This window comes from Streptomyces sediminimaris (assembly GCF_047049295.1).
In the GTDB taxonomy this organism is placed as follows: Bacteria; Actinomycetota; Actinomycetes; order Streptomycetales; family Streptomycetaceae; genus Streptomyces; species Streptomyces sediminimaris.
Genome location: NZ_JBJWOT010000001.1, coordinates 2198851 through 2223113, shown reverse-complemented (window position 1 = coordinate 2223113; position 24263 = coordinate 2198851). Strand labels below are relative to the sequence as shown.

The 24263-nt window shown below is 72.4% G+C and carries 25 protein-coding genes; 16 read left to right on the top strand and 9 right to left on the bottom strand.

Annotation, left to right across the window (positions count from 1 at the left end):
• Positions 1-256 precede the first annotated feature (256 nt).
• The 4 genes from rpsA to ACJ9NR_RS10500 all read left to right on the top strand — a co-directional run bounded on the left by rpsA (position 257) and on the right by ACJ9NR_RS10500 (position 3971).
• On the top strand, positions 257-1756 hold the full coding sequence (gene rpsA, locus ACJ9NR_RS10515; protein WP_412487255.1) for a 30S ribosomal protein S1: 1500 nt from the start codon (positions 257-259) through the stop codon (positions 1754-1756).
• 171 nt (positions 1757-1927) lie between these two features.
• Positions 1928-2866, top strand: coding sequence for a PAC2 family protein (locus tag ACJ9NR_RS10510; protein ID WP_412487254.1), 939 nt, complete (start codon positions 1928-1930; stop codon positions 2864-2866).
• 45 nt (positions 2867-2911) lie between these two features.
• Entirely contained in the window at positions 2912-3511 is a 600-nt protein-coding gene (gene coaE, locus ACJ9NR_RS10505) for a dephospho-CoA kinase (protein ID WP_412487253.1), read from the top strand.
• 79 nt (positions 3512-3590) lie between these two features.
• A complete protein-coding gene (locus ACJ9NR_RS10500; RefSeq protein ID WP_412487252.1) occupies positions 3591-3971 on the top strand; it encodes a tetratricopeptide repeat protein in 381 nt (126 codons plus the stop codon).
• A 36-nt stretch (positions 3972-4007) separates the two neighbouring features.
• Here the strand turns inward: ACJ9NR_RS10500 and ACJ9NR_RS10495 are convergent, their stop codons facing one another.
• Complete coding sequence (locus tag ACJ9NR_RS10495) at positions 4008-4274, bottom strand: DUF6343 family protein (protein ID WP_412487251.1); 267 nt, start codon at positions 4272-4274, stop codon at positions 4008-4010.
• Between the two features lie 78 nt (positions 4275-4352).
• On the opposite strand from ACJ9NR_RS10495, the gene ACJ9NR_RS10490 reads away from it, so the two are divergent.
• Together ACJ9NR_RS10490 and ACJ9NR_RS10485 are read left to right on the top strand one after the other, a co-directional pair.
• Entirely contained in the window at positions 4353-5252 is a 900-nt protein-coding gene (locus tag ACJ9NR_RS10490) for an acyltransferase domain-containing protein (RefSeq protein ID WP_412487250.1), read from the top strand.
• 152 nt (positions 5253-5404) lie between these two features.
• Complete coding sequence (locus tag ACJ9NR_RS10485; protein WP_412487249.1) at positions 5405-5851, top strand: DoxX family protein; 447 nt, start codon at positions 5405-5407, stop codon at positions 5849-5851.
• A 77-nt stretch (positions 5852-5928) separates the two neighbouring features.
• Here ACJ9NR_RS10485 and ACJ9NR_RS10480 read toward each other — a convergent pair whose 3' ends face one another.
• Complete coding sequence (locus ACJ9NR_RS10480) at positions 5929-6477, bottom strand: RNA-binding S4 domain-containing protein (protein ID WP_412487248.1); 549 nt, start codon at positions 6475-6477, stop codon at positions 5929-5931.
• A gap of 106 nt (positions 6478-6583) precedes the next feature.
• Between ACJ9NR_RS10480 and ACJ9NR_RS10475 the strand changes: the two genes are divergently transcribed.
• Both ACJ9NR_RS10475 and pip read left to right on the top strand, forming a co-directional pair.
• Positions 6584-7276, top strand: coding sequence for a uracil-DNA glycosylase (locus ACJ9NR_RS10475; RefSeq protein WP_412487247.1), 693 nt, complete (start codon positions 6584-6586; stop codon positions 7274-7276).
• Between the two features lie 38 nt (positions 7277-7314).
• Entirely contained in the window at positions 7315-8277 is a 963-nt protein-coding gene (pip, locus tag ACJ9NR_RS10470) for a prolyl aminopeptidase (RefSeq protein WP_412487246.1), read from the top strand.
• 20 nt (positions 8278-8297) lie between these two features.
• On the opposite strand, the gene ACJ9NR_RS10465 is transcribed toward pip, so the two are convergent.
• The gene (locus ACJ9NR_RS10465) at positions 8298-9008 is read right to left on the bottom strand and encodes a GntR family transcriptional regulator (RefSeq protein ID WP_412487245.1); all 711 of its coding nucleotides are present in this window, start codon (positions 9006-9008) and stop codon (positions 8298-8300) included.
• A 144-nt stretch (positions 9009-9152) separates the two neighbouring features.
• Between ACJ9NR_RS10465 and ACJ9NR_RS10460 the strand changes: the two genes are divergently transcribed.
• From ACJ9NR_RS10460 to acs, 4 genes are all read left to right on the top strand, one after another.
• On the top strand, positions 9153-10607 hold the full coding sequence (locus ACJ9NR_RS10460; protein ID WP_412487244.1) for an NCS1 family nucleobase:cation symporter-1: 1455 nt from the start codon (positions 9153-9155) through the stop codon (positions 10605-10607).
• Between the two features lie 5 nt (positions 10608-10612).
• Complete coding sequence (locus tag ACJ9NR_RS10455; RefSeq protein ID WP_412487243.1) at positions 10613-11350, top strand: aspartate/glutamate racemase family protein; 738 nt, start codon at positions 10613-10615, stop codon at positions 11348-11350.
• A 157-nt stretch (positions 11351-11507) separates the two neighbouring features.
• Positions 11508-12149, top strand: a complete 642-nt coding sequence (locus ACJ9NR_RS10450) for an acetate uptake transporter (protein WP_412487242.1) — start codon at positions 11508-11510, stop codon at positions 12147-12149.
• The gene (gene acs, locus ACJ9NR_RS10445) at positions 12146-14137 is read left to right on the top strand and encodes an acetate--CoA ligase (protein WP_412487241.1); all 1992 of its coding nucleotides are present in this window, start codon (positions 12146-12148) and stop codon (positions 14135-14137) included. The genes ACJ9NR_RS10450 and acs overlap by 4 nt, the downstream gene beginning before the upstream one ends.
• Positions 14138-14162: 25 nt before the next feature.
• Here the strand turns inward: acs and ACJ9NR_RS10440 are convergent, their stop codons facing one another.
• The 3 genes from ACJ9NR_RS10440 to ACJ9NR_RS10430 all read right to left on the bottom strand — a co-directional run bounded on the left by ACJ9NR_RS10440 (position 14163) and on the right by ACJ9NR_RS10430 (position 15801).
• Positions 14163-14609, bottom strand: coding sequence for a GNAT family N-acetyltransferase (locus tag ACJ9NR_RS10440; protein WP_412487240.1), 447 nt, complete (start codon positions 14607-14609; stop codon positions 14163-14165).
• A 159-nt stretch (positions 14610-14768) separates the two neighbouring features.
• Entirely contained in the window at positions 14769-15368 is a 600-nt protein-coding gene (locus ACJ9NR_RS10435; protein WP_412487239.1) for a gamma carbonic anhydrase family protein, read from the bottom strand.
• A gap of 4 nt (positions 15369-15372) precedes the next feature.
• Positions 15373-15801 carry a RidA family protein gene (locus ACJ9NR_RS10430; RefSeq protein ID WP_412487238.1) on the bottom strand — a complete coding sequence of 143 codons (429 nt, stop codon included), beginning with the start codon at positions 15799-15801 and terminating at the stop codon, positions 15373-15375.
• 174 nt (positions 15802-15975) lie between these two features.
• On the opposite strand from ACJ9NR_RS10430, the gene ACJ9NR_RS10425 reads away from it, so the two are divergent.
• From ACJ9NR_RS10425 to ACJ9NR_RS10410, 4 genes are all read left to right on the top strand, one after another.
• Positions 15976-16746 carry a nucleotidyltransferase domain-containing protein gene (locus tag ACJ9NR_RS10425; protein WP_412487237.1) on the top strand — a complete coding sequence of 257 codons (771 nt, stop codon included), beginning with the start codon at positions 15976-15978 and terminating at the stop codon, positions 16744-16746.
• A gap of 97 nt (positions 16747-16843) precedes the next feature.
• Positions 16844-17575, top strand: a complete 732-nt coding sequence (locus tag ACJ9NR_RS10420) for a DUF7873 family protein (RefSeq protein WP_412487236.1) — start codon at positions 16844-16846, stop codon at positions 17573-17575.
• Between the two features lie 622 nt (positions 17576-18197).
• Positions 18198-20165 (top strand): FUSC family protein, encoded by a 1968-nt coding sequence (locus ACJ9NR_RS10415; protein ID WP_412487235.1) that lies wholly within the window; start codon positions 18198-18200, stop codon positions 20163-20165.
• 197 nt (positions 20166-20362) lie between these two features.
• The gene (locus ACJ9NR_RS10410; RefSeq protein WP_412487234.1) at positions 20363-20548 is read left to right on the top strand and encodes a DUF8839 family protein; all 186 of its coding nucleotides are present in this window, start codon (positions 20363-20365) and stop codon (positions 20546-20548) included.
• Positions 20549-20555: 7 nt separating this feature from the next.
• Here ACJ9NR_RS10410 and ACJ9NR_RS10405 read toward each other — a convergent pair whose 3' ends face one another.
• The 3 genes from ACJ9NR_RS10405 to ACJ9NR_RS10395 all read right to left on the bottom strand — a co-directional run bounded on the left by ACJ9NR_RS10405 (position 20556) and on the right by ACJ9NR_RS10395 (position 23982).
• Complete coding sequence (locus ACJ9NR_RS10405; protein WP_412488795.1) at positions 20556-22367, bottom strand: ABC transporter ATP-binding protein; 1812 nt, start codon at positions 22365-22367, stop codon at positions 20556-20558.
• 455 nt (positions 22368-22822) lie between these two features.
• On the bottom strand, positions 22823-23263 hold the full coding sequence (locus tag ACJ9NR_RS10400) for a hypothetical protein (protein ID WP_412487233.1): 441 nt from the start codon (positions 23261-23263) through the stop codon (positions 22823-22825).
• Positions 23254-23982, bottom strand: a complete 729-nt coding sequence (locus tag ACJ9NR_RS10395) for an ATP-binding protein (RefSeq protein ID WP_412487232.1) — start codon at positions 23980-23982, stop codon at positions 23254-23256. Before ACJ9NR_RS10395 ends, ACJ9NR_RS10400 begins: the two co-directional genes overlap by 10 nt.
• Positions 23983-24263: the final 281 nt, after the last annotated feature.

Genomic DNA, 24263 nt, shown 5'->3' with positions numbered 1-24263 from the left:
TCCGCCCCGGGTGTGCGCGTTCGTGCGTTGACCCTGTCCGGCTGCCCCCGTATGCTACAAGTTGCGCTGCGGGCCTGCGCACCTCAGACGGAGCAGGCTGCGCTCGCATCTGTTGTATGTCCCCTCGGTTCTCGAGGCGCCGCCACCGGATCCCGGTGGGGCGCTTCCTTGGCTGTCCGGCTTCTGCAGAGCGAAACGGGCTCCCGGCGTAAGCAGTACCTACGACTTCAATGTCCGTACCGGAGCCCTTTCCCACATGACGAGCAGCACCGAGACCACCGCCACCACCCCGCAGGTTGCGGTCAACGACATCGGTAACGAGGAAGCCTTCCTCGCCGCGATCGACGAGACGATCAAGTACTTCAACGACGGCGACATCGTCGACGGCGTCATCGTGAAGGTCGACCGGGACGAGGTCCTGCTCGACATCGGTTACAAGACCGAAGGTGTCATCCCGAGCCGAGAGCTCTCGATCAAGCACGACGTCGACCCGAACGAGGTCGTCGCCGTCGGCGACGAGATCGAGGCCCTGGTCCTCCAGAAGGAGGACAAGGAAGGCCGCCTGATCCTCTCGAAGAAGCGCGCCCAGTACGAGCGTGCCTGGGGCACCATCGAGAAGATCAAGGAAGAGGACGGCATCGTCACCGGTACCGTCATCGAGGTCGTCAAGGGTGGTCTCATCCTCGACATCGGCCTCCGCGGCTTCCTGCCGGCCTCCCTGGTCGAGATGCGCCGCGTCCGCGACCTCCAGCCCTACGTGGGCAAGGAGCTCGAGGCGAAGATCATCGAGCTGGACAAGAACCGCAACAACGTGGTCCTGTCCCGCCGTGCCTGGCTGGAGCAGACCCAGTCCGAGGTCCGCCAGACGTTCCTCACGACCCTGCAGAAGGGGCAGGTCCGCTCCGGCGTGGTCTCCTCGATCGTCAACTTCGGTGCCTTCGTGGACCTGGGCGGCGTCGACGGTCTGGTCCACGTCTCCGAGCTGTCCTGGAAGCACATCGACCACCCCTCCGAGGTCGTCGAGGTCGGCCAGGAGGTCACGGTCGAGGTCCTCGACGTCGACATGGACCGCGAGCGTGTCTCCCTGTCGCTGAAGGCGACCCAGGAAGACCCGTGGCAGCAGTTCGCCCGCACCCACCAGATCGGCCAGGTCGTGCCCGGCAAGGTCACGAAGCTGGTTCCGTTCGGCGCGTTCGTCCGCGTGGACGAGGGCATCGAGGGTCTGGTCCACATCTCCGAGCTGGCCGAGCGCCACGTGGAGATCCCGGAGCAGGTCGTCCAGGTCAACGACGAGATCTTCGTCAAGGTCATCGACATCGACCTCGAGCGCCGTCGCATCAGCCTCTCGCTGAAGCAGGCCAACGAGTCCTTCGGTACCGACCCGGCCTCGGTCGAGTTCGACCCGACCCTGTACGGCATGGCCGCGTCCTACGACGACCAGGGCAACTACATCTACCCCGAGGGCTTCGACCCCGAGACCAACGACTGGCTCGAGGGCTACGAGAAGCAGCGCGAGGAGTGGGAGCGCCAGTACGCCGAGGCGCAGTCCCGCTTCGAGCAGCACCAGCAGCAGGTCATCAAGTCCCGCGAGGCGGACGCCGCGGCGGCCGCCGAGGGCGGCGACGCGGCGGGTGCGGCTCCGGCCGCGTCCGGCGGCGGCTCGTACTCCTCCGAGGGCCCGGACAACTCCGGCGCGCTGGCCTCGGACGAGGCGCTGGCCGCCCTGCGCGAGAAGCTGGCGGGCGGGCAGAGCTGAACGCCCGCTGAGCAGTAGCTCCTGACCGAGGGGCCGTACCTTTCGAGGTGCGGCCCCTCGGCCGTGCCCGCCGTGAAAAGGCCCCGGGAGAGGCCTGATCAGGGGCACGGGCGGGAATGAGCCTGCTCCGGGCCGCGTTGAGACGTACGGACACGAGGAGGAGCGGTCACAGTGCTTGATCCGCAGGGTTTGTACGCATGGGAAGCGAAAGGCCTGGCAGCCGTCGACATGGCGCTCGCCCAGGAGTCGGCCGGCCTTGTCATGCTCTACCACTTCGACGGATACATCGACGCGGGCGAGGCCGGCGACCAGATCGTCGACCGGCTCCTCGACTCGCTGCCCCACCAGGTTGTCGCCCGCTTCGACCACGACCGGCTCGTGGACTACCGCGCCCGCCGGCCGCTGCTGACCTTCCAGCACGACCGGTGGACCGAGTACGAGGACCCCACCATCGACGTCCGGCTCGTCCAGGACGCCACCGGAGCGCCCTTCCTGCTGCTGTCCGGCCCCGAGCCGGACGTGGAGTGGGAGCGGTTCGCCGCCGCCGTCGGGCAGATCGTGGAGCGGCTCGGCGTGCGCCTGTCGGTGAACTTCCACGGCATCCCCATGGGCGTCCCGCACACCCGCCCCGTGGGCCTCACCCCGCACGGCAACCGCACCGACCTGGTCCCGGGCCACAGCAGCCCCTTCGACGAGGCGCAGGTCCCCGGCAGCGCCGAGTCGCTGGTCGAGTACCGCCTCATGGAGGCCGGGCACGACGTCCTCGGGGTCGCCGCGCACGTACCGCACTACATCGCGCGCTCCCCCTATCCGGACGCGGCCCTGACCGTCCTGGAGGCCATCACGGCCGCCACCGGGCTGGTGCTCCCCGCCGTCGCGCACTCCCTGCGCACGGAGGCACACCGCACCCAGACCGAGATCGACCGGCAGGTCCGCGAGGGCGACGAGGAGCTCACCGCGCTCGTCTCGGGCCTGGAGAACCAGTACGACGCCGTCGCGGGCGCCGACAGCCGGGGCAACATGCTCGCCGAGCCGGTCGACATCCCGTCGGCGGACGAGATCGGCCTCGAGTTCGAGCGGTTCCTGGCGGAGCGGGAGGGCGACAGCTGACCTCCGGCGCCCTTGCCGCCGGCGCCAGGGCCTAAGCTGCCGCTCATGCTGAAGGTGGGCCTGACCGGCGGGATCGGCGCCGGCAAGAGCGAAGTGTCGCGGCTGCTCGTCGAGTGCGGCGCCGTACTGATCGACGCCGACCGCATCGCCCGGGAGGTGGTCGCGCCCGGGACGCCCGGCCTGGCCGCGGTCGTGGACGCCTTCGGGACGGAGGTGCTCGCCCCGGACGGCGGCCTGGACCGGCCCAGGCTCGGCTCGATCGTCTTCGCCGACGCGCAGCAGCTGGCCGTCCTGAACGCGATCGTGCATCCCCTGGTGGGCGAGCGCTCCCGCGAGCTGGAGGCGGCCGCCGCCGGGGACGCGGTCGTCGTCCACGACGTACCGCTCCTGGCGGAGAACGGCCTGGCCCCGCTGTACGACGTCGTGATCGTCGTCGACGCCCCGCCCGAGACCCAGCTCGACCGGCTGGTGCGGCTGCGCGGCATGACCGAACAGGACGCCCGCGCGCGCATGGCCGCCCAGGCGAGCCGGGACGAGCGCCGGAAGATCGCGGACGTCGTGATCGACAACGACGTGCCGCTGGAGGAGCTCCGGCGCCGGGTGAAGGACGTCTGGGCGGAGCTCGTGCGCCGGGCCCGGGCGTAGCCGGTGCCGCCGGCGGGAAACCAGGAATAGCGGCCCCGGTACGGGCGTTGAAGCCTCGCAGCAAGGGAAGGACTGTGCCGTGCCCGACACCAGCGGTTCCACCGGACGTACTCCGGAGACGCACGTCATCGACTTCCGTGCCGCCGAGCAGCTGCTCAACGCACGGGACCCGCGGGGCGCGGTGAAGCTGCTCGACCCGGTCATCGCCGCCCACCCGGAGAACACCGCCGCCCGGCTGCTGCGCGCGCGTGCCTTCTTCGCCGCCGCGCAACTGCGGCCGGCCGAGCTGGAGTTCACGATCGTGCTGGAGCGCGAGCCGGACAACGCCTTCGCGCACTTCGCGCTGGCCCGGACCTTCGAGCGCCGGGGCGAACCGGAACAGGCCAAACGGCACTTCAGGCTGGCGGCCGCGCTGGACCCCAACCCGCGGTACCTGAGGGCGGCGCGCTTCGAGTCGTGAGGGGGCGCGCCCCGGTTTCCGCGGCGGGTCCTGGTCCTAGCGGATCCGGCCCTCCGGTGGCCGGTACGGCGGGATGTCCCGGCCCGGCTGGTAGTGCGGGCCCTGGCGGATGTGCCTGAGGACGACGGTCATGTCGACGGTGACCACCAGCCACAGCACTCCGCAGGCGGCGGCCCACCCGGGGCGCCCCGCGAGCGCGAAGGCCACCGTGCCGAAGACCGCCCAGAGGAGGCCCCACACGCTCAGCCAGAACCGCGCCCGCAGCGCACTGCGCGCGGTCGTCGGCTCACTTCCTGTACGCATCGGGATCACCGCTCCTGTACGCAACGTACTCTTCGGGACGTACCTTCACCAAGGAGAACGGGACCAGGGGGTCGTCGCGTGCTGCCGGATGCCGATGAGTTCGCCGAGGTGCTGCTGGACCTCGCCGTACCGCACGAGGACATCAACGCGCTCGTGCGGATGAGCCGGCGGGTGACCGACGACCCGGAGCTGCTGCGCTTCCTGGAGGCGTCGGTGGACGAGCTGGTGCGCGGCATGGGGGAGGTCGGCGGCGCGGTGGACCTGCCCCAGCTGGACTGGGCGTCGGGGCCGCTGCAGCGCTGCTTCCCCGTCTACGTGTTCGTCGCCGCGCTGCCGTTCACCCGCGCGTACCACCGCGCCCGGGGCGTCCCCGACGACGTCTCCCGGCGCACCCTCGCCGACCTGGGGCGGAACATGGCCGCGCACCGCCGGCGGCACGGCCGGGCGGGCGTGCAGGCACCGTGGTGGCTCACCCGCCACTTCCGGGGCGAGCTGTACCAGCTGGGGCGGCTGCAGTTCGAACGGACGCGGCCCGGGCAGCGCACCTCGCGGGCGCTCACCACGGCCGGCCTGGACCTCGATGAGGGGGCGCTCTGTCTCAACCTCCACATCCCGGACCACCTCGGCCCGCTGTCACCGGCGGCGTGCGAGCGCTCGCTGGCGCTGGCGGCGCGGTTCTTCGCGCGCCACTATCCCGAGGAGAAGTACCGGGCCGCCCTCTGCCACTCCTGGCTGCTGGACGCGCAGCTGAAGCAGTACCTGCCGGCCGGCTCCAACATCGTGCGGTTCCAGGAGCGCTTCCGCATCGCCCGCGAGGACCGCGAGCAGGCCGACACCGAACCGGTCGGGTTCGTCTTCGGCGACCCGGAGTCGCCGATCGGGACCCTGCCACGGCGCACGGCGGTGGAACGCGCGGTCGGGGACCACCTGAGGGCGGGCGGGCACTGGTACATCGGGCACGGGTGGTTCCCGCTCTAGGCGTGGTGCCGGCGGAAGCCCGGTCGAGGGCCGCCCGCCCTGGACGGCTTCCGCGAAATACCGTCCGGCGGCGATGAGTTCCGCCGCGAGGGCCGGTCTACCCCTGTGACAGCGACCCGCACCGCCTCCACCGCTTCCACAGGGAGAACCCCATGTCCGAGACCACCGCTCGCGTCACCTCCGCCCCCGTCGTCGCCGAGTCCGCGACCGCCCGCGGCCGCCGCGCCAGGATCGCCCTGCGCACCGTGCAGGTGCTGATCGCCCTCTTCTACGGTGTCGCGAGCGCCCTGCCCAAGCTGATCGGGAACCAGTACGCCGTCGACGCCTTCGACAAGATCGGCTGGGGCAGCGCGGGCATGTACACCATCGGCGCGCTCGAACTGGCCGGTGGCGTCGCCCTGCTGATCCCGGTGCTGCAGTCGGTCGCCGCGGTCGCGCTCAGCGCGCTCATGGTGGGCGCGTTCGTCGTCCAGATGACTGTCTTCGGCGGTGAGAACGCGGCGACCCCGCTCATCCTGATCGTGCCGCTCGCCCTGATCGCCTGGGCCCGCCGGGGCTCCAACGCCGATCTGCTGCGGCTGGTGCGACGACGGTCGTGAGCCGCGCCCACGGCGCGTCGACGGCGGTGGCGTCCGGCGGGACCCGAGGAGTCCGGGCCGGACGCCACGGCCGTGGGTCAGCGTCCGCCGGGGCCCTTCGGGCCGGCGCCGCCGCCCATCAGGCCCCGCAGGCGTTCCAGCTCGCGGCGGTCGCGCTTGGTCGGGCGGCCCGCGCCGCGGTCGCGGACGCCCGCCGGGGCGAAGGCCTCGCGGGGCGGCGGGGGCGGGGAGTTGTCGACGTAGCACTGCGCCGCCACCGGGGCGCCGACCCGCTTGCGGATCAGCCGTCTGACGATGACGACCCGCTCCCGGCCCTCCTGCCGCACGCGTACCTCGTCGCCGATCCGCACGGAGTACGCGGGCTTCACCCGCTCGCCGTTCACGTGCACGTGCCCGCCCTTGCAGGCCGCGGCGCCGAGTGAGCGGGTCTTGACCAGGCGTACGGCCCAGATCCAGCTGTCGATCCGCACGTTCCCGCCGTTCGCCGGGCCGGCCGCCTCGGCGGCGGCGATCGCGGCGGCGACCTTCGGCTCGACGGCGGGTCCTGCCGCCGCCCCGGCGGCCTGCCCGGCCGCCTGCCCGGCGGTGCCCCGCCCGCTCGTCTCCTCGTCACCTTCCAGCGCCATGCCTTCGACCTTAGCTCGCCGCCGGCGGCGCGCCCGGCGGTTTCCCGCCCGCGTACCGGTACGTGGCCCGTCACGTCCGCGGAGGTCACCGCCGTACCGTTGAGGCATGGACAGCCTGGCCGAGCTCGACCGCCGCGTCGCGGGGTGCGCCGCGTGCCCCCGGCTCGTGGAGTGGCGCGAGGAGGTCGGGCGCACGAAGCGCGCGGCCTTCCGGGACTGGACGTACTGGGCGCGGCCGGTGCCCGGCTTCGGGCCCGCCGACGCGTCACTGCTGATCATCGGCCTCGCTCCCGCCGCCCACGGCGGCAACCGCACCGGCCGCATGTTCACCGGCGACCGCTCCGGTGACGTGCTGTACCGGGCGCTGTACGACGTGGGCCTGGCGAACCGGCCCACGTCGGTCCGCAGGGACGACGGGCTCGCCCTGCACGGGGTGCGGATCACCTCGCCCGTGCACTGCGCCCCGCCCGGGAACAAGCCCACCCCCGGGGAGCGGGACACCTGCCGGCCCTGGCTGGTGCGGGAGCTGACGATCCTGCGGCCGGCCCTGCGTGCGGTGGTGGTGCTCGGCGCCTTCGGCTGGCAGGCCGCGCTGCCCGCGTTCGCCGAGGCGGGCTGGACGGTGCCCCGGCCGCGGCCCGTCTTCGCGCACGGCGCGCGCGTGCCGCTCGACGGCCTGGACCTCTTCGGCTGCTTCCACGTCAGCCAGCGCAACACCTTCACCGGCCGGCTCACACCGGAGATGCTGCGGGAGGTGCTGCGCACGGCGGGGCAGGCGGCGGGGCTGCCGGTGAAATGAGCGGGCGGCGGTGGCCGCGGAGCGGTTACGGTCACCGGATGCCCCTCTATCCGCAGACCGAGCCGTACGACCACGGCATGCTCGACGTCGGCGACGGCAACCGCGTGTACTGGGAGACCTGCGGCAACCCGCACGGCAAGCCCGCGCTCGTGCTGCACGGCGGCCCCGGATCCGGCTGCTCCCCCTACTCCCGGCGCCTGTTCGACCCCGCCGCCTACCGGATCGTGCTGCTCGACCAGCGCGGCTGCGGACGCTCCACACCGCACGCGAGCGCGTACGGGACGGACATGGGCGTCAACACCACCTCTCATCTCATCGCCGATCTGGAGCTGCTGCGGCGGCACTTGGGCATCGGGCGCTGGCTGGTGTGGGGCGTGTCCTGGGGCTCGGTGCTGGGGCTGCGGTACGCGCAGACACATCCCGGGTCGGTGTCCGAGCTGGTGCTGACGGGCGTGGCGACCGGCTCCGGTGCCGAAGTGGCCCTGCTGACCAGGGGACTCGGGCGGATCTTCCCGGCGGCCTTCGAGAGGTTCCTCGGCGGACTGCCCGCCGGCGCACGCGAGGGGAACCTGGCCCTCGCGTACAACCGGCTGATCGAGTCGCCGGACCCCGGGGTCCGGGCCCGGGCGGCGCGGGCCTGGACGGACTGGGAGACGGCGACGATCCCCGCGCCGCCGGGATCGGTCGAGCGGTTCGAGGACGAGACGTTCCGGCTGGGTTTCGCCCGCACGGTCACCCACTACTGGGGCAACGACCACTTCCTGGGCGAGGGCGACGACGAGGGCGTCGTCCTGCGCGACGCACCTCTGCTGGCGGGCCTGCCGGGCACCCTCGTCCAGGGCAGCCTCGACTTCGGCAACCTCCTCGGCATCGTCTGGCGGCTCCATCACGCCTGGCCCGGGAGCGAGTTGGTGATCGTGGACGACGTCGGTCACGACACGCGCGCGCCGGGCATGGCCGATGCGCTGGTGGCGGCGACGGACAAGTACGCCCGCCGCTGAGCCGCTCGGGCAGCGGGGCCCTACGCCTCCCGGTCCTCCCGGTCCTCCCGGTCCTCCCGGTCCTCCCCGCCCTCCCCGCCCTCCCCGAACAGATGCCGCACGGTGGAGCGGTAGTTGGTCCGGACATGGGCCAGCGCCTGCGCGCGGGCGCGTTCGGGATCGCCGGAGGCGATCGCCTCGTACAACTCGCGGTGCTCCACGAGGAGATGGGGCCATTCCTCGTTGCGCCGGGTCATCCAGCGCAGCCGGCCCGCCACCGGCTCCAGCGCCTCGGTCAGCAGGCTGTTGCCCGCCATCGCCACGATGCGGTCGTGCAGCCGGCTGTTGATGTCCGTGATCGCCTCGGCGTCGCCCGCCCCGGTCGCGGCGGCCGCGAGGCCGAGCAGCTTCTCCACCTCGGCCAGGTCCCCGGGCGTGGCACGGGAGGCGGCGAGCCCCGCGGCGTAGACCTCCAGGGCCTCGCGCAGTTCGAAGAGCTCCTTGACGTCCCGCCGGGTGAGGCGGCGCACGACCGCGCGGCGTGGGGTCTCGAAGTGGACGAAGCCCTCCGCGACCAGCGCGCGGACCGCCTCGCGCACCGGCACCCGGGAGACCCCGAAGCGGTCCGCCAGCTCCCGCTCGACCAGCCGGTCGCCGGGGCGGAGGGTGCCGGAGATGATCTCCTGCCGCAGTCCGGTCAGCACACGCTCGCGGATCGCGCCCAGGGGTTCGATCTTCGTCATGGAGCTCATGGGCCCATTTTCCCCGACCCCGGGGAGGTTTTACGGAGCGGTAACGAGCCCGACTTCGGTCCGAGTGCTTGACGGGGGGAGCATGCCGCTGTTTGGTATACCAAACGGCTGCCGTCCTCCGTCCGCTCGCCCCTGGAGGCCCCCGTGTCCCTCGCCGATCGCGCCCCAGCCACCAGCGCCTCAGCCTTCACCCCCGACCCACGCCTCACCAACGAGGACCTGGCACCCGCGAAGAAGCGGAACTGGAAGGTCTTCGACCTCTTCGCCATGTGGATGTCCGACGTCCACAACCTCGGCAACTACACCTTCGCCGCCGGCCTGCTCGTCCTCGGGATGAACGTCTGGCAGGTCTTCACCTCCCTCCTGGCCGGCTTCGTGCTCATCTACGCCGGCATGAACTGGATGGGCCGGATCGGCCAGCGCCACGGCGTGCCCTTCCCGGTCGTCAGCCGCATCAGCTTCGGTGTCTGGGGCGCCAACATCCCGGCCCTGATCCGGGCCGTGATCGCCATCATGTGGTACGGCATCCAGACCTATCTGGCCTCCGTCGCCGTCAACGTGATGCTGCTGGCGGCCTGGCCGGGCCTGACGTCCTGGACCGAGCACTCCTTCCTGGGCCTCGACGCCCTCGGCTGGGCGTCGTTCCTGTCGCTGTGGCTGATCCAGGCACTGATCATCAGCCGGGGCATGGAGTCCGTGCGGAAGTTCCAGGACTTCTGCGGCCCGGCGATCTGGCTGGTGATGATCGCCCTGGCCCTGTGGGTGCTGTCCAGGGCCGGCTGGAGCATCTCGCTCACCTCCACCCCGCGCCCGGTCCCGGCCGGCGAGCAGTGGCGGCAGTGGTTCGGCGCGATCGGGCTGATCCTCGCCACGTACGGCACGCTGATGCTGAACTTCTGCGACTTCTCGCGCTTCGCGCCGGACTACCGCACCGTCCGCCGCGGCAACTTCTGGGGCCTGCCCGTGAACTCCACGGCGTTCGTGGTCGTCTCGGTGATCGTCACGGCCGGTTCGCTGAAGGTGTTCGGCGAGGCGATCACGGACCCCGCCGAGCTGGTGGCGAAGATCGGCAACACCTGGGTGCTCGTCGTGTCCGCGTTCACGTTCGCCGTCGCCACCATGGGCGTCAACATCGTCGCCAACTTCGTCTCACCGGCGTACGACCTGGCCAACGTGTGGCCGCAGAAGATCAGCTTCAAGGTCGGCGGCATGATCAGCACGGTGGCCGCCCTGGCCGTGACCCCCTGGAACCTCTTCTCCGACCCGACGGTCGTGAACTACTTCCTCGGTGGCCTCGGCGCCTTCCTTGGCCCCCTGTTCGGCGTGATCATGGTGGACTACTACCTGATCAAGCGCGGCCGGGTGGACGTGGAGCAGCTGTTCTCCGCCGCCCCGGGCTCCCGCTACCACTACCGCCGGGGCGTCAACCCGCGAGCCCTGGGCGCCTTCCTGCCGGCCGCCGCGGTCGCGGCGGTGCTCGCCCTGGTGAAGACCTTCAGCGACGTGGCGCCGTACTCCTGGTTCGTCGGTACGGCACTGGGGGCGGGCCTGTACCTGCTCCTGGGCCGGCGCGGCGAACCCGCCGCGCGGGAGGTCTGAAGGACGTGCGGATCGTCGTCACCAACTGCAACACCACGCGGGAGATGACCGAGGAGATCGTGCAGGGTGCCCGGGCCGCCGCAGGCCCGGGCACCACCGTCCTCGGGCTGACCCCCGCGTGGGGACCGGAGTCGGCGGAGGGCTGGCTCGACAGCTACCTCTCCGCCGCCGCGGTCATCGACCTGCTGCGGACCTACGAGGGGCCGCGGTACGACGCCGTGGTCATGGCGGGGTTCGGGGAGCACGGACGGGAAGGGGTGCGGGAGCTGGTGGACGGGCCGGTGGTCGACATCACCGAGGCCGCGGCGCACCTGGCCTGTCTGCTCGGGCGCCGCTACGGGGTCGTGACGACGCTGGAGCGCTCCCGCGGCCAGATCGAGGACAGCCTGGAGCTGGCGGGGGTGGCCCGCAACTGCGCCGCCGTCGTCGGCACCGGCCTCGGCGTCCTGGATCTCGGCGACGCCGACCGCACGCAGGCGGCGTTCCTCACGGCCGCCGAACGGGCGCGGGAGGCGGGGGCCGAAGTCCTGGTGCTGGGGTGCGCCGGGATGACGGGGCTGCAGCAGGCGGTGAGCCGGAAGCTCGGGCTGCCGGTGGTCGACGGGGTCCAGGCGGCCGTGAAGCTGGCGGAGTCCCTGGTGGCGCTCGGCCTGACGACCAGCCGGGCGGGCGGCTACGCCAGACCGGTGCCCAAGCGGCGGGAGTGGGGGCCCGGGGGTGCGGACGGGCCCCGAGCGCCGTAGCGGCGGACGCGCGGCGACCGTACGTCCGGCGCCGGCGACCGTTCGTCGCACCGGGCACACCGTTCACCGACGGCGGCTGTCGCCGCGGCGCCCGTGTCGTAGGTGGTGCCTACAATGGCCGTAGGTTCTTGTGATCTCAATCACAGGAGGAGCGCACATGAGCACCCCGACCACCGAATCCGGAATGATCGCGGACCCCGGTCCGCTCGGCCTCGCGGCCTTCGCCGGGACGACCTTCGTCCTCAGCGTCTTCAACGCGAACCTCATCACCGACCAGAAACTCGTCGCCGTAGTACTGCCACTCGCCCTCTTCTACGGCGGGCTGGGCCAACTCCTCGCAGGCATGTGGGAGTTCCGCAAGGGCAACACCTTCGGAGCCACCGCGTTCACGTCCTACGGCGCCTTCTGGCTGGCGTACGCCGCCTACGCGAAGTACGTCGCACCGGGCCTGCCCGCCTCCACCGCGCACCAGGCGACCGGCCTGTTCCTGCTGATGTGGGCGGTCTTCACGGTCTACATGGCCATCGCCGCGACCCGGACCACGGGCGCCATCCTGGCGGTCTTCGTCACCCTGGCGGCCACGTTCATCGTGCTGTGCATCGCCGAATTCGCGCAGTCGCCCAACACCGCCAAGGCCGGCGGCTGGATCGGCCTGGTCACCGCCGCGTGCGCCTGGTACGCATCGTTCGCCGGCGTCACCAACTCCACCTACCAGCGTCCCGTCCTGCCGGTCTTCCCGAACATCGGTGAACGCCTCCGGCCGCACCGCGGCGGCCCCGTCGCCGGAGTACACGCATGACCGACACCGGTGGCGGAACACTCTCCAACCTGCTGCACGAGGAGCGGCGCTTCCCGCCGCCCCCCGAACTGGCCGAAACGGCCAACGCCACCGCTGCGGACTACGAAAGCGCCCGTGCCGACCGCCTCGCCTTCTGGGCCGAGGCGGCCGGCCGGCTGGACTGGGCACGGCCCTGGGACGAGGTCCTGGACTGGAGCCGCGCCCCGTTCGCCCGATGGTTCACGGGCGGCCGCCTCAACGCGGCGTACAACTGCCTGGACCGGCACGTCGCCGCCGGCCGGGGCGACCGGGTCGCCTTCCACTGGGAGGGCGAGCCGGGTGACACCCGCACCATCACCTACGCCGAGCTGACGGCGGACGTCTGCCGGGCCGCCAACGCCCTGCAGTCGCTCGGCGTCGGCACCGGCGACCGGGTGGCGATCTACATGCCGATGATCCCGGAGACGGTGGTGGCGATGCTGGCCTGCGCCCGCATCGGCGCTCCGCACACCGTGGTCTTCGGCGGCTTCTCCGCCGAGGCGCTGCGCGGCCGGATCCTCGACTGCGACGCGCACGTGGTGATCACCGCGGACGGCGGCTACCGCAGGGGCAGCCCCTCGGCGCTGAAACCGGCCGTCGACGAGGCGGTGCGGGAGTGCCCGGACGTGCGCAGCGTGCTGGTGGTCCGCCGTACCGGCCAGGAGGTCGAATGGACCGAGGGCCGGGACGTGTGGTGGCACGACGCCGTGGACGGGCAGCCGGCCGAGCACGAGGCCGAGGCGTTCGACAGCGAACACCCGCTGTACATCATGTACACCTCCGGCACCACCGCCCGCCCGAAGGGCATCCTGCACACCACCGGCGGCTATCTCACCCAGGTCGCCTGGTCCCACTGGGCGGTGTTCGACGTCAAGCCCGAGCGGGACGTGTTCTGGACGGCGGCGGACATCGGCTGGGTCACCGGCCACTCGTACATCGTCTACGGGCCACTGGCCAACGGCGTCACCTCCGTCCTGTACGAGGGGACGCCGGACACCCCGCACAAGGGCCGCTGGTGGGAGATCGTCGAGAAGTACGGGGTGACGATCCTCTACTGCGCCCCGACCGCGATCCGCACGTTCATGAAGTGGGGCAGCGGCTTCCCGGCCGACTTCGACCTGTCGTCGCTGCGCATCCTGGGCTCGGTCGGTGAGCCGATCAACCCGGAGGCGTGGATCTGGTACCGCAAGCACATCGGCGGCGACCGCTGCCCGGTGGTGGACACCTGGTGGCAGACCGAGACCGGAGCCCAGATGATCAGCCCGCTGCCCGGGGTGAGCGTCTGCAAGCCCGGCTCGGCCCTGCGCCCGCTGCCCGGCATCGCGGCGGACGTCGTCGACGACACGGGCAAGCCGGTCCCCGACGGCGCGGGCGGCTATCTGGTCCTCACCGAGCCGTGGCCCGGGATGCTGCGCACCATCTGGGGCGACGAGCAGCGGTACGTCGACACGTACTGGTCGCGTTTCCCCGGGACGTACTTCGCCGGGGACGGCGCCAAGAAGGACGAGGACGGCGACATCTGGCTGCTCGGCCGGGTCGACGACGTCATGAACGTCTCCGGGCACCGCATCTCCACCACGGAGGTCGAGTCCGCCCTGGTCTCGCATCCGCTGGTCGCGGAGGCCGCCGTGGTCGGCGCGAGCGACCCGACGACCGGCCAGGGAGTCGTGGCGTTCGTCATCCTGCGCGGTGACGCCGCCGGGGAGGCGTCGGCCGGCCCCGAGGACACGGCGGCGCAGCTGCGTGCCCACGTCGCCAAGGAGATCGGCCCGATCGCCCGGCCCCGGCAGATCCTGGTCGTCGCCGAGCTCCCCAAGACCCGCTCCGGCAAGATCATGCGTCGCCTGCTGCGTGACGTCGCCGAGAACCGGGACCTCGGCGACGTGACCACGCTGACCGACTCGTCGGTCATGGTGGAGATCCGGGACCGGCTGCCGTCGGCGGGCGCGGCCGGGGACGAGGAGGCGTAGCGAAGGTCCGTCCGACCGGCACGGTTCAGGGGCGCCACTCGTAGCGCACGTCCGGCTCGCCCTCCTCGTTGCCGCCGCCGTCCGTGAAGGTGACGGCGACGAAGCCGTGCCGCTCGTAGAACCTGCGGGCGGGCTCGTTGACCTGGAAGGCCCACAGGCCGAGCCCGCCCGGGCTGCGCTCCTTGGCGAGCGCGACGAACCGGTCACCGAGGCCGCGCCCGCGCCAGTCGGGGTGCAGACAGAGCTGGGAGAGCTCGCCGTCACGGAGCACCATCACCCCGACGATCCCGCCGCCGGCACCGGCGTCCGCGACCCAGGTCTCCCGCAGCGGCACCACGACCTCGCGGAAGTGATCGCGTACGTCGTCGTCGGTCCGCGGCCGGACGACCGTGGGCAGCGCGGCGGCGAAGGAACGCAGCCAGACCTCGGCCGCGGCGGCGGCGTCGGGGCCGGCGGCCCTGCGGAGAGTCACGGAGGAGGCACCCGCGGATGCGGCGGGTGAGGCCGGCTCCACGGCGGGTGGGTCCCCGGCGGCCGGTCCCACGGCGGTCGGCTCCACGTCAGCAGGCTCCGTCTCGGTCGGTTGCGTCTCGGTCGGTCGCGGGTCGGTGGGTCGCGGGTCTGCCGGGTGTCAGTCGCCGAGCGTACGGTCGTCGAGATGGGCGCCGTAGTAGTCGGCCTGGCGCGCCATGATGTCCCGCATGGAGGTGCCGCGGGCGACGCCGTAGACCGTGCCGGGGAAGTCCAGCTCCTTCTGCACGGCCCACAGTCCGTCGTGGTCGTCGGGTGGGAAGAGGCGGGCCGTCGGTGTCCCGGCGGCGATCCATCCGATGGGCAGGACGGTACCGGGCGGCAGCACCGAGTTGGCGTGCAGCACGCTGTTGATCCGCAGCTCGCAGCCACGGCCGGCGACGGCCCCGGGAAAGACCGAGGCCCCGGTGGCGGCGAAGACCTCTTCCTCGAGGGTCGCGCCGTTGATGTGGGCGTGCGGCCCGACCAGCACGGCGTCACCGATGACGGCGGGGTGCCCGGCCCGCCCGCGCACCAGGGCGTTCTCCATGACGACGACGTCCGAGCCGACGTGCACCTGCCCGTCCTCGGCACTGAGCACGGCTCCGTGCAGTACGCGGGCCCGCTCGCCGAGCGTGACGGCGCCGCACAGCACGGCCGTCGGCGCGACGTAGGCGGAGTCGGGGACGACCGGGCGGCGGCCTCGGTGCTCGATCAGCATGCGATCACCTGCGGGTCTCGGAAACCTCGGGAACCTCGGGAACCACGGCGGTGGCCGTGATCTCCACCAACTGCCCCGTGTACCCCAGACACGCCACGCCGATCAGCGTCGAGGAGTGCGGTCCGAGGCTGAGCCCGGATGCCTGGACGACCTCCCAGACGGCCGACAGCACCGCGGTGTCGCCGCCGGCCACGTACACGTCGGTCGCCACCACGTGTGCCAGGCTGCTGCCGACGGCCCGCAGCTGCTCCTCGAGGTTGGCCAGCACCTGCTCGGCCTGCCGTACCGGGTCCCCTTCGCCCACCAGCTTCCCGTCGGCGTCGAGCGGGACGGAGCCGGCCAGGAAGGCCAGCGCGGTGCCGGCCTCGACGACGGAGGCGTGGGAGTAGGCGGGCGGCGGGAAGAGGGAGGGGACGGTGACGCGCCGGATCATGAGCGGCTCCTCGGGGTGGACGACGGGCGACCCACCGATGGTCCGGCCGGCCCGCCTCGCGCGCATCCGGTTTTCCGCGGCCGCGCACCTTTCCCATAGTGCCCGGCGCCGATGGCCGCGTGCCTTTCCCATATTGCCTGGCGCCGACCGTCGGGTGCGGGGCAGGCTGGCGTCATGGCTGTGACGTACCGAGACGACCGGCGGTTTCTCGACGCCGTCGCCGACCGCCTCGCCGCACTCCCCACGGTCCGGGCCGTCGCCCTGGGCGGCTCCCGCGCCCAGGGCACCCACCGCCCGGACAGCGACTGGGACCTGGCCGTCTACTACCGCGGCCCCTTCGACCCCGCCGACCTGCGCGCCCTCGGATGGCAGGGCGAGGTCTCGGAGGTCGGCGGCTGGGGCGGTGGCGTCTTCAACGGCGGCGCCTGGCTGACCATCGACGGGCGCCGCGTCGACGTGCACTACCGCGATCTCGACGTCGTCGAGCACGAGTTGGCGGAGGCGCAGGAGGGGCGCTTCCGGGTGGAGCCGCTGCTGTTCCATCTCGCGGGGATTCCGAGCTATCTGGTCGTCGCCGAACTCGCGGTCAACCGGGTGCTCCGCGGCCGGGCGCCGCGGCCGGCCGGGTATCCGGAGAAGCTACGCGTCTGCGCCGCCGACCGCTGGCGCGGCACCGCCCACGCCACGCTCGCCTACGCGAAGGCCAGCCACGCGCCCGAAGGACGTCTCACCGAACTCGCCGGGGCCATCGCCACGGCTGCCATGCAGACGGGACATGCCGTGCTGGCCGGGCGAGGGGAGTGGGTGACGAACGAGAAGAGGCTGCTGCAGCGAGCCGGTCTGCGCGAGGTCGACACCGTCCTCGGGAGCCTGCGGCCGGATCCCGAGGTGCTGTCACGGGCCGTGGCCGACGCGGAGGCACTGTTCGCGAGCCGCGCCCGCTGATCCAGGAAAGGACGGGGCCCCGGACCGGTCGTACGGCGACCGCGGGGGGCGAATAACCCTTCGAATCAACGCGGTTGGCACTGCTAACGTCCCTGTCGTGGCGAAACTCAATCAGATCATCGCAGTGGAGAAGGGCATCAAGTCCAAGGCTCACCAGGACCTGACGGCCGCTCACCACGGGCTGCAGAAGCCCGCGTTGCTGGCCGGCATCTCCCGTACGTACCAGCCGAAGGACGAGGAGGGCGAGCAGCTGCCGCCCGAGTCGACGCGGGTGCAGGTGAAGGCCGAGGACGTGCTGCGGGAGACCGCGGCGACCCTGACCCGGCTGTTCGACGTGACCGCCACCAAGGACTGGGCCAACTGCGCCGCCCGCGCGGACGTGAAGGTCGACGGGCGGGTGCTGGTGTCCGACGTGCCCGTGTCCTACCTGCTGTTCCTCGAGAAGCAGCTGGTCGATCTCAACACCTTCGTGCGGAAGCTGCCCGTCCTCGACGCCTCCGAGTCGTGGATGCAGGACCCGTCCACCGACGCGTGGAAGACCGAGCCGGTGCGCACGCTCAGGACCAAGAAGGTGCCGCGCAACCACGTGAAGGCGGAGGCGACCGAGAAACACCCCGCCCAGGTGGAGGTCTACTACGAGGACATCCCCGTCGGTTACTGGACCACGGTGAAGTTCTCCGGTGCTCTTCCCGCCCGTCGCGTCAACGAACTCCTCGACCGAGTCGAGAAGTTGCAGCAGGCCGTGAAGTTCGCGCGTGAGGAGGCGAACGGCACGGACGTCGTCGACCAGCGGGTCGGTGACGCCGTGTTCGGCTACCTGTTCGGGTAGCCTTCGAGACTCCCCGGTCCTTCGCGGCCGGGGTGCGCGAGGAGCGCAAGCTGAAGCTGAAGCTTGTCGTGACTGCGCGGTTCCAGTGGAGGTTCGAGTCCTCCCCGCGGCATCAGAAGCCATTCCGTGCCGCGGTGGCCCAACCGGCAGAGGCAGACCGCATCAATCTCAGACTCTCGCTCCAGACTCAGCATTCGCCGTCGATCGCCGGATCGACCGGATTCGGGCCCCAGAGCGTCGAAATGCTGGTTCAAGTCCAGTCCGCACAGCTCGATGTGCGGTGGTCCAAAGGCAGGACGCGACGACATGACAACTGACCTGAATTCTCAAGCGTGCCGGCGTGTGAACATGGACGGCATCACAGGGCCCGGGGGCAGGCTACGCCCCCGGGTCCGTCCACGTTCCGGCCGCCTCGGTCCGCATGCCGACCGACCGGAGCCCTGATGGCGTTCCTCCTGCTTGCGTTCATAAAGAACACGGCTCACCGGTCAACCGTCACATTCCCGAAATACGATCGCCTCGTCCTCCGCGGTCACGCGATCTACCGTGGACACCGACCGAACTCGGCCACCGTCGCCCGAAGGCTCACCCCGCCCTCGTCCTGACAGGAGGCCCGCTCGCCGTGTCACCGTCCGGCACCCGGAGAACCACCCTGCCGCCCTGGCTGGCCCACGCCCTGCGCGCCCAGCGCGGCCCCGTTCCCTGGAGCGCCGTCGTGCGGGGGGCCCTGTCCGCCGGGCCGCTCCTGCTCGGCTCCGTCCTTCTGGGCCGTGCCCCACTGGGAGTCGTGGCCGCCATCGCCGCCATGCTGGCCGGGATCAACGACCGGCCCGGGAGCCGGCGTTCGTCCGTCCGGCGGCTGGGGGTGCCCGCGCTGGCGGGGGCGGCGGGGCTGCTCGTCGGGTCGTACGCCGCAGAGCACATCGGGGCCGTGGGTCTCACCGCTCTTCTGGCGGGCCTCGGGCTGGTCGCCGGGGGTGTGAGCGCCGCCGGGCCCGTGGCCTCCAGCGCCGGTACGCACCTGCTCGTCATGTCCGCCGTAGGGGCCGGGATGCCGCTGCCCGGGGAGGGATGGCAGCGGGCGGTCGCCTTCGTCGCCGGCGCCGGATGGCTGGCCGGGCTGCGGCTGGTGCTGCCCACGCCCGGTGCCGGAGCCGGTGACTTCCGGTTCGACGGGGAGCGGGAGGCCGTGGCCGCCGTCTACGAGGCGGTCGCCGATCTGCTCGACGCCGCCGGGACCGAGCACGCCGTCGCGCGGCGCGCCGCGCTCACCGCCGCGCTCGATCACGCACAGGACGCCCTCACCGGGCCCCGGCTGCGGCGCCGTGCCTCCTCCGCCGCGGAGCGGCGGCTGCACGCGCGGTACGCGGCCGCGTTGCCGCTGGGCGAAGCCGCGACCGCTCTCGCGTGGGCGGGGGAGGCCGTCGGCGGGCGGGCGGCCGAAGCGCCCCGCCGGCTCGCCGCCGCCGTGCGCGGCAACGGCCACACCGGGCCGCTGCCCGCGCCGCACCGCTCGGGGCCGGCCCTGCGGGCCCTCGACGACGCGCTGCTGCACGCCGCGCACGCCTTCGACCAGGGAAAGGGAGGCGACCTGCACAGCCGGCGCCGTACGGCGAGGGCCTTCGTCCGCGTCGTCCTCGGCGCCGGCGGACGTGAGTACGGTCTGCGCGTCGCCCTGTGCTTCGGGGTCAGCGTCGCCGCGGCGCAGGCCCTGCACCACGCCCGCTGGTACGGGCAGCACGAGCACTGGTACTGGCTGCCCGTCACCACCGTCTTCCTCGTCAAGCCCGACCTGGGGCCGCTCGTGTCCCGGGTGCTGTGCCGGGCGGCGGGGACGGTGCTCGGGGCGCTGCTCTTCGCCGGGCTCGCCGCCGCGCTGCCCCGGCCCGGGGGGCTCGTCGCGGTCGTGGCGGTCGGCGGGGCCCTGATTCCCGTCGCCACACGGCACTTCGCCGCCCAGACCACGGTCGTGACCGTGCTCGTCCTCGCCCTGGTGATGGTCGGGGGCGAGCGGCAGGCCTCCGCCGGACGGATCGGTGAGACCCTGCTGGCCTGCGCGATCGTGCTGGTCGTCGGGCACCTGCCGATGCCGGGGCAGCGCGGCGGGGGAGTACGGGCGCGGGTATCGGCGGCGGGTGCGGCCGCCTGCGCCTATCTCACCCACGTCCTCGCCGGACCCGGTGACCGCGCCGCCCGCTGGACCCTGCGCCGCGAGGCCTACCGCACCCTCGCCGAGGCCCGCACCGCCATCGCCCTCGCCGCCGCCGAACTCCCCTCCCTCGCCCGGCACTCGCGGGGCGCGGGCGAGATCGTCACCACGCTCGAACGGCTCGTCGACGCCACCACCGCCTGTGCCGTGCACCTCGACGACTCGGGACGTCTGCCGCCCGCTGACCGGGAGCGGCTCGGCGCGATCCTCGACGAGTTGGCGAGTCGGAGGGAGGGGCCGGGACCACGGCTGCCCGAACTGCCCCTGGCCGGGTGGCGGAGCGGTACGGGGAACGGCACACCGCCCGGCGGCGCTCCCCGCGCGCCCGCGGCCCGGTCGTGCTCCCGGTGGCGTACGCGCGAGGCCGCCCGCGGGAAGTGATCACATCCGCTCTCACGATGAGTACAATCAATGAAGCGGAAAGTAGTCACGAAACGGTCGGGATCTTCAATCGGTGACCGGATCCTCACACTCCGCGCTGAACAAGTGTCAACTACGTCTCAGTACGGCAACTGAACGAGGCGTTCGGCCCCTGGAAGGCGTTAACTCCTACAGGACAACGCTTCTGGAGGTGCGAGATGGTGAACGGGCGAACCGTGCTCGAACGCTTTCCCGCAGGTGGGCCGCGAGGCTCGTGGCCGGCGGAGGAGTTCGCGCACGCGCGACGGCAGGAGGGACTGCCCGCCGAGGTCGTCATGGACCTCGCGACGGACATGTTCCTGGTGATCGTGCGCGGTGAGACGATCGCGGACGCGATCGCGTGAGCGGGCCTCAGCCTGCCTCGGGGGCGGGCACCGGCGCCCTGAACTGCTGGGCCTGGAGCGAGTACAGCTCCGCGTAGATCCCGCCCCTGGCCAGCAGTTCTTCCGGGGTGCCGGACTCCGCGAGACGGCCCCGGTCCAGCACATGCACCAGATCCGCGTGGCGTACGGACGCCAGTCGGTGGGTGATCAGGATCACGGTCTGGCCCGCCGAGGCCAGGGCCCGGATCTTCTCGAAGACCTCCAGCTCGGCCCGCGCGTCCAGGGCCGCCGTCGGCTCGTCCACGACCAGGATCCGGCCGCGCCGGTAGGCCGCCCGCGCGATGCCGAGCCGCTGCCACTGACCGCCGGACAGCTCGTGGCCGCCGCTGAAGTTGCGCGCGAGCAGGGTGTCCAGGCCGCGCGGCAGGTTCTCCACCACGTCCTCGGCGCCCGCCTCGGCGAGCGACGCGGCCATGCGCTCCTCGGTCAGGGGCGCGGCGGAGCGGCCGACGGCGACGTTCACCCGGGCCGTGAACGGCCAGCGCTTGAAGTCCTGGGCCAGCATCGCGACCCGCTCGGCCAGCTCCTGGCGGTCCGCGGTCGCCGCGTCGACGCCGTCCCACAGGATCCGGCCCGCGTCCGGCGTGTACAGACCCGCGAGGAGTTTGATCAGGGTCGTCTTGCCGGAGCCGTTCTCACCGACCAGCGCCACGATGCCGCCCAGCGGCAGCGTGAGCGTGACGTCGTCGAGAGCGGGGTGCGCGGACTCGCCGGGGTAGCGGAAGGTGACGTTCTCGAACCGGATCTCTCCGGGATCCTCCGGCAGCGGGTCGCCGCCGACCGGGATCGCCCGTTCGGCCGCCTCGACGTACAGCTTCTGAAGATCGCCGACGAACAGGGCCTCCTCGTGCAGCGCGTTGATCTCCAGGACCAGGCTGTCGAGGCTCGACGAGCCCGTCCGGATCGCGATGACGGCCGTCCCCGCCACCGACAGCGCCATCGCCCCGCTCAGCAGCAGCCCGCCCAGGGTCGCGTACGTCGACACGGTCGCGATGCCCGTCCAGGCGGCCGCGATCAGCCCGGTGCGCGCGGCGAGCCGGGCCAGCCGCGCCTGTTCCGTCTCCGCGGCCTCCGACATCGCGCGGAAGTGGCGCAGCAGGAAGGGGCCCACGCCGTGCACGCGGATCTCCGGCGCGGCGGCGGGCTCGGTCAGAAGCCTGCCGATCAGCTGCCCGGCCCGCGCGTGCTGTACCCAGACGTGGAAGGACTCGTAGCGGCGCCTGGCGTTGGTCAGCGCACTCCACGCGCTGGGCAGCGTCATGGTCGCCAGCAGCGGAAGCAGCGCCGGGTGCAGCACGGTCAGCACGCTCGCCGCCGCGAAGAGCGAGATCATCGCGTTCACCACGCGCGTGCCGTACGAGATCATCCGCCGGGCCGAGGTGGCACCGTACTGCGCGGTGTCCAGCAGCTTGTGGAAGGCGTGGTCCTCGATCGCGGCCAGTTCCACGGCGGCCGCCCGCTCGAGGTACAGCTCCGTGGCCACCCTCTCCACCTTGGGCTCCAGCCGTCCGGTGGCATACGTCGACGCCGCCCGCAGCAGGGCCCCGACCAGCATGACGGCGGCCATGGCGATCAGCGCGGGAGCGGCGCCGCGCAGCCGGTCCTCGATCGCCCCGCCGCCGATCAGCCGCCCCAGCACGCTGTTGACCGCGAGCAGGCTCACCGCCTGCGTCGCGCCCCGGCCGGTCTCGGCGGCCAGCACGATCCGCGCCGCCCGCGGGTCGGCCTGCCAGGCGAGCCGGAAGCTCGACGCCAGCAGCGAGGGCAGCCGCCGCACCATGGCCCGGAAGTCCAGTTCGAGGAAGGCGTCCCGGTACTGGTCCCAGCCCACGTCGTAGCGCAGCGGGCCCCCGAAGAGCAGCTGCTCCGACTCGGAGACCTCGGGCGTGGCCCTGTGGCCTCGCTCCCGCCGCCTGCCCCGTTCCCGTCGCCGGCCCGGCTTCCGCCGCCGCTCGGCCTGCTCCGGCCCCTCGGCCTGCTTCGGTCCGTTGCCCTGCTTCGGTCCCTCACCCTGCTCGGGTCCCTCGGCCTGCTTCGGTCCGTTGCCCTGCTCCGGTCCCTCGGCCTGCTTCGGTCCCTCACCCCGTAATGACCGCACCGTCGGCCTCCCCCGATCCACGTCGACGAAGGGCCACTATCGCCGGGCCCGGCCGTTCGGGGCAGGGCGTGTGACGGACGCGGGCCGGACGCGCGGGCGTGCGCCCTGCGGGCACGAAATGTTTACGCAATCACGGGCTACGCGGCAGCGGGCCGCGACCAGTCCGGTGTCGTCCCCGTCAGCCGGCACAGGGCGAGATACAGCGGGATCGGCGGGGTGTACGGCACCGTGCCCGTGGGCCGGTGGATGAGGTCGGGGACCGCCGGGGCGTCCGGAACTACCGCCCCGGCGGCGTACTGCGTGGGCGCCGGCCACTCGATCGCGTAATCGGAGTCGGACGGGACGAGCCACCACCAGTGCGTGTCATCGGCGTACACGCACCCCACGCGGGGCAGTCGGGGCAGCACCAGCGGGCCGAGGCGGGCCGGCACCTCCACGGCGTCGCAGCCCAGCGGCGCCGTCATGCCCTCGGGCACGGCCAGTCGCCGGGGCGTGGCCGGTGTGTGCAGTTGCCGCCGGAGGCGGACCAGCGTGTCCAGGCTCAGCGCCCGGGCGCCGGACGCGGCCGTCACCGCCATGCGCCTCCCGTCCCGTGCCGTCCGTGTGCGTCCGTATCGTCGTCGTCGCCCGCCCCGCCGGCCGGGCCCGGCTTGGGGCGTGCGCCCCAGCCCAGGTCGTTGCGTGGACCGGCCACCTCCGGGGGCGCCCCGCCCGGCGCGGAAAGCCCGCCCCGGCCGGCTCCGGCGCAGGGTCCGCAGGTGTGGCCGGGGGCGTCCCGGGGCACGGCCCTGCGCGGCAGCTCCGCCCAGACCAGCAGCCCCGGACCGTGTTCCTGGGCGCCCCAGGCGTCGCAGAGCGCGTCGATGAGGAGCAATCCCCTCCCGTGCTCCTCCTCGGGCCTCGCCCGTGACGGATGGGGCTCACCCGGTGCGCAGCCCTCGTCGCGCACGGCTATGCGCACCAGGTCGTCGCCGTCGTGCAGCTCGCAGACTATGCGGCTGCTCGCCGTGTGCACGAGGGCGTTGGTGACCAGCTCCGAGATCACCAGAGTCGCTGTGTCGCAGATGTCCTCGCACACCGACCACACGTTCAGCCGGGCCTTGGTCAGGCGTCTGGCCTGCGAGGGAGAGCCCGGGTGTGCGGCCAGCTCGAAGCGGAACCGGCGCTCGGCGGGGGCCTCGTCGGGTCCCACCGCCGTGGCGGCGCCGAGACCGGGAAGGCCTGCGGCAGCGTCTGTTCCTAAGGGCGCGGACGGAATCACGCTTGCCACTATCGCCCCGCCGTGAACACTTGGCAAGTGTCACTATGAAAAATGCAGAGTGCTGTGTGACTCGGTCAAATGCCGTGGCACACTGCTCGCAACAGCACCTCGGGCGGCGCCAGTTGGGATCGACGGAGATCCGTACAGATCTTCGAACAGGTCTTCGAATGGCGCCGTACGGCTGTCAGCATGCCGGCGAACGGCTGCGACCATGCTTGCAAGGATGCTCTTGAGGCGGGCAGGGATGCTCGTGAGGCGGGCACGGCCCCCGGCGGCCGCCCCGCCGGGAACGACAGGACGAACGCGACTCGGTGGAG

Excerpts from the sequence above, each read along its gene's own strand:
- rpsA (WP_412487255.1), top strand. The coding sequence starts at position 257 with ATGACGAGCAGCACCGAGACCACCGCCACCACCCCGCAGGTTGCGGTC.
- coaE (WP_412487253.1), top strand. The coding sequence starts at position 2,912 with ATGCTGAAGGTGGGCCTGACCGGCGGGATCGGCGCCGGCAAGAGCGAA.
- ACJ9NR_RS10495 (WP_412487251.1), bottom strand. The coding sequence starts at position 4,274 with ATGCGTACAGGAAGTGAGCCGACGACCGCGCGCAGTGCGCTGCGGGCG.
- ACJ9NR_RS10485 (WP_412487249.1), top strand. The coding sequence starts at position 5,405 with ATGTCCGAGACCACCGCTCGCGTCACCTCCGCCCCCGTCGTCGCCGAG.
- ACJ9NR_RS10480 (WP_412487248.1), bottom strand. The coding sequence starts at position 6,477 with ATGGCGCTGGAAGGTGACGAGGAGACGAGCGGGCGGGGCACCGCCGGG.
- ACJ9NR_RS10475 (WP_412487247.1), top strand. The coding sequence starts at position 6,584 with ATGGACAGCCTGGCCGAGCTCGACCGCCGCGTCGCGGGGTGCGCCGCG.
- pip (WP_412487246.1), top strand. The coding sequence starts at position 7,315 with ATGCCCCTCTATCCGCAGACCGAGCCGTACGACCACGGCATGCTCGAC.
- ACJ9NR_RS10465 (WP_412487245.1), bottom strand. The coding sequence starts at position 9,008 with ATGAGCTCCATGACGAAGATCGAACCCCTGGGCGCGATCCGCGAGCGT.
- ACJ9NR_RS10450 (WP_412487242.1), top strand. The coding sequence starts at position 11,508 with ATGAGCACCCCGACCACCGAATCCGGAATGATCGCGGACCCCGGTCCG.
- acs (WP_412487241.1), top strand. The coding sequence starts at position 12,146 with ATGACCGACACCGGTGGCGGAACACTCTCCAACCTGCTGCACGAGGAG.
- ACJ9NR_RS10435 (WP_412487239.1), bottom strand. The coding sequence starts at position 15,368 with ATGCTGATCGAGCACCGAGGCCGCCGCCCGGTCGTCCCCGACTCCGCC.
- ACJ9NR_RS10430 (WP_412487238.1), bottom strand. The coding sequence starts at position 15,801 with ATGATCCGGCGCGTCACCGTCCCCTCCCTCTTCCCGCCGCCCGCCTAC.
- ACJ9NR_RS10425 (WP_412487237.1), top strand. The coding sequence starts at position 15,976 with ATGGCTGTGACGTACCGAGACGACCGGCGGTTTCTCGACGCCGTCGCC.
- ACJ9NR_RS10410 (WP_412487234.1), top strand. The coding sequence starts at position 20,363 with ATGGTGAACGGGCGAACCGTGCTCGAACGCTTTCCCGCAGGTGGGCCG.
- ACJ9NR_RS10405 (WP_412488795.1), bottom strand. The coding sequence starts at position 22,367 with ATGGTGCGGCGGCTGCCCTCGCTGCTGGCGTCGAGCTTCCGGCTCGCC.
- ACJ9NR_RS10400 (WP_412487233.1), bottom strand. The coding sequence starts at position 23,263 with ATGGCGGTGACGGCCGCGTCCGGCGCCCGGGCGCTGAGCCTGGACACG.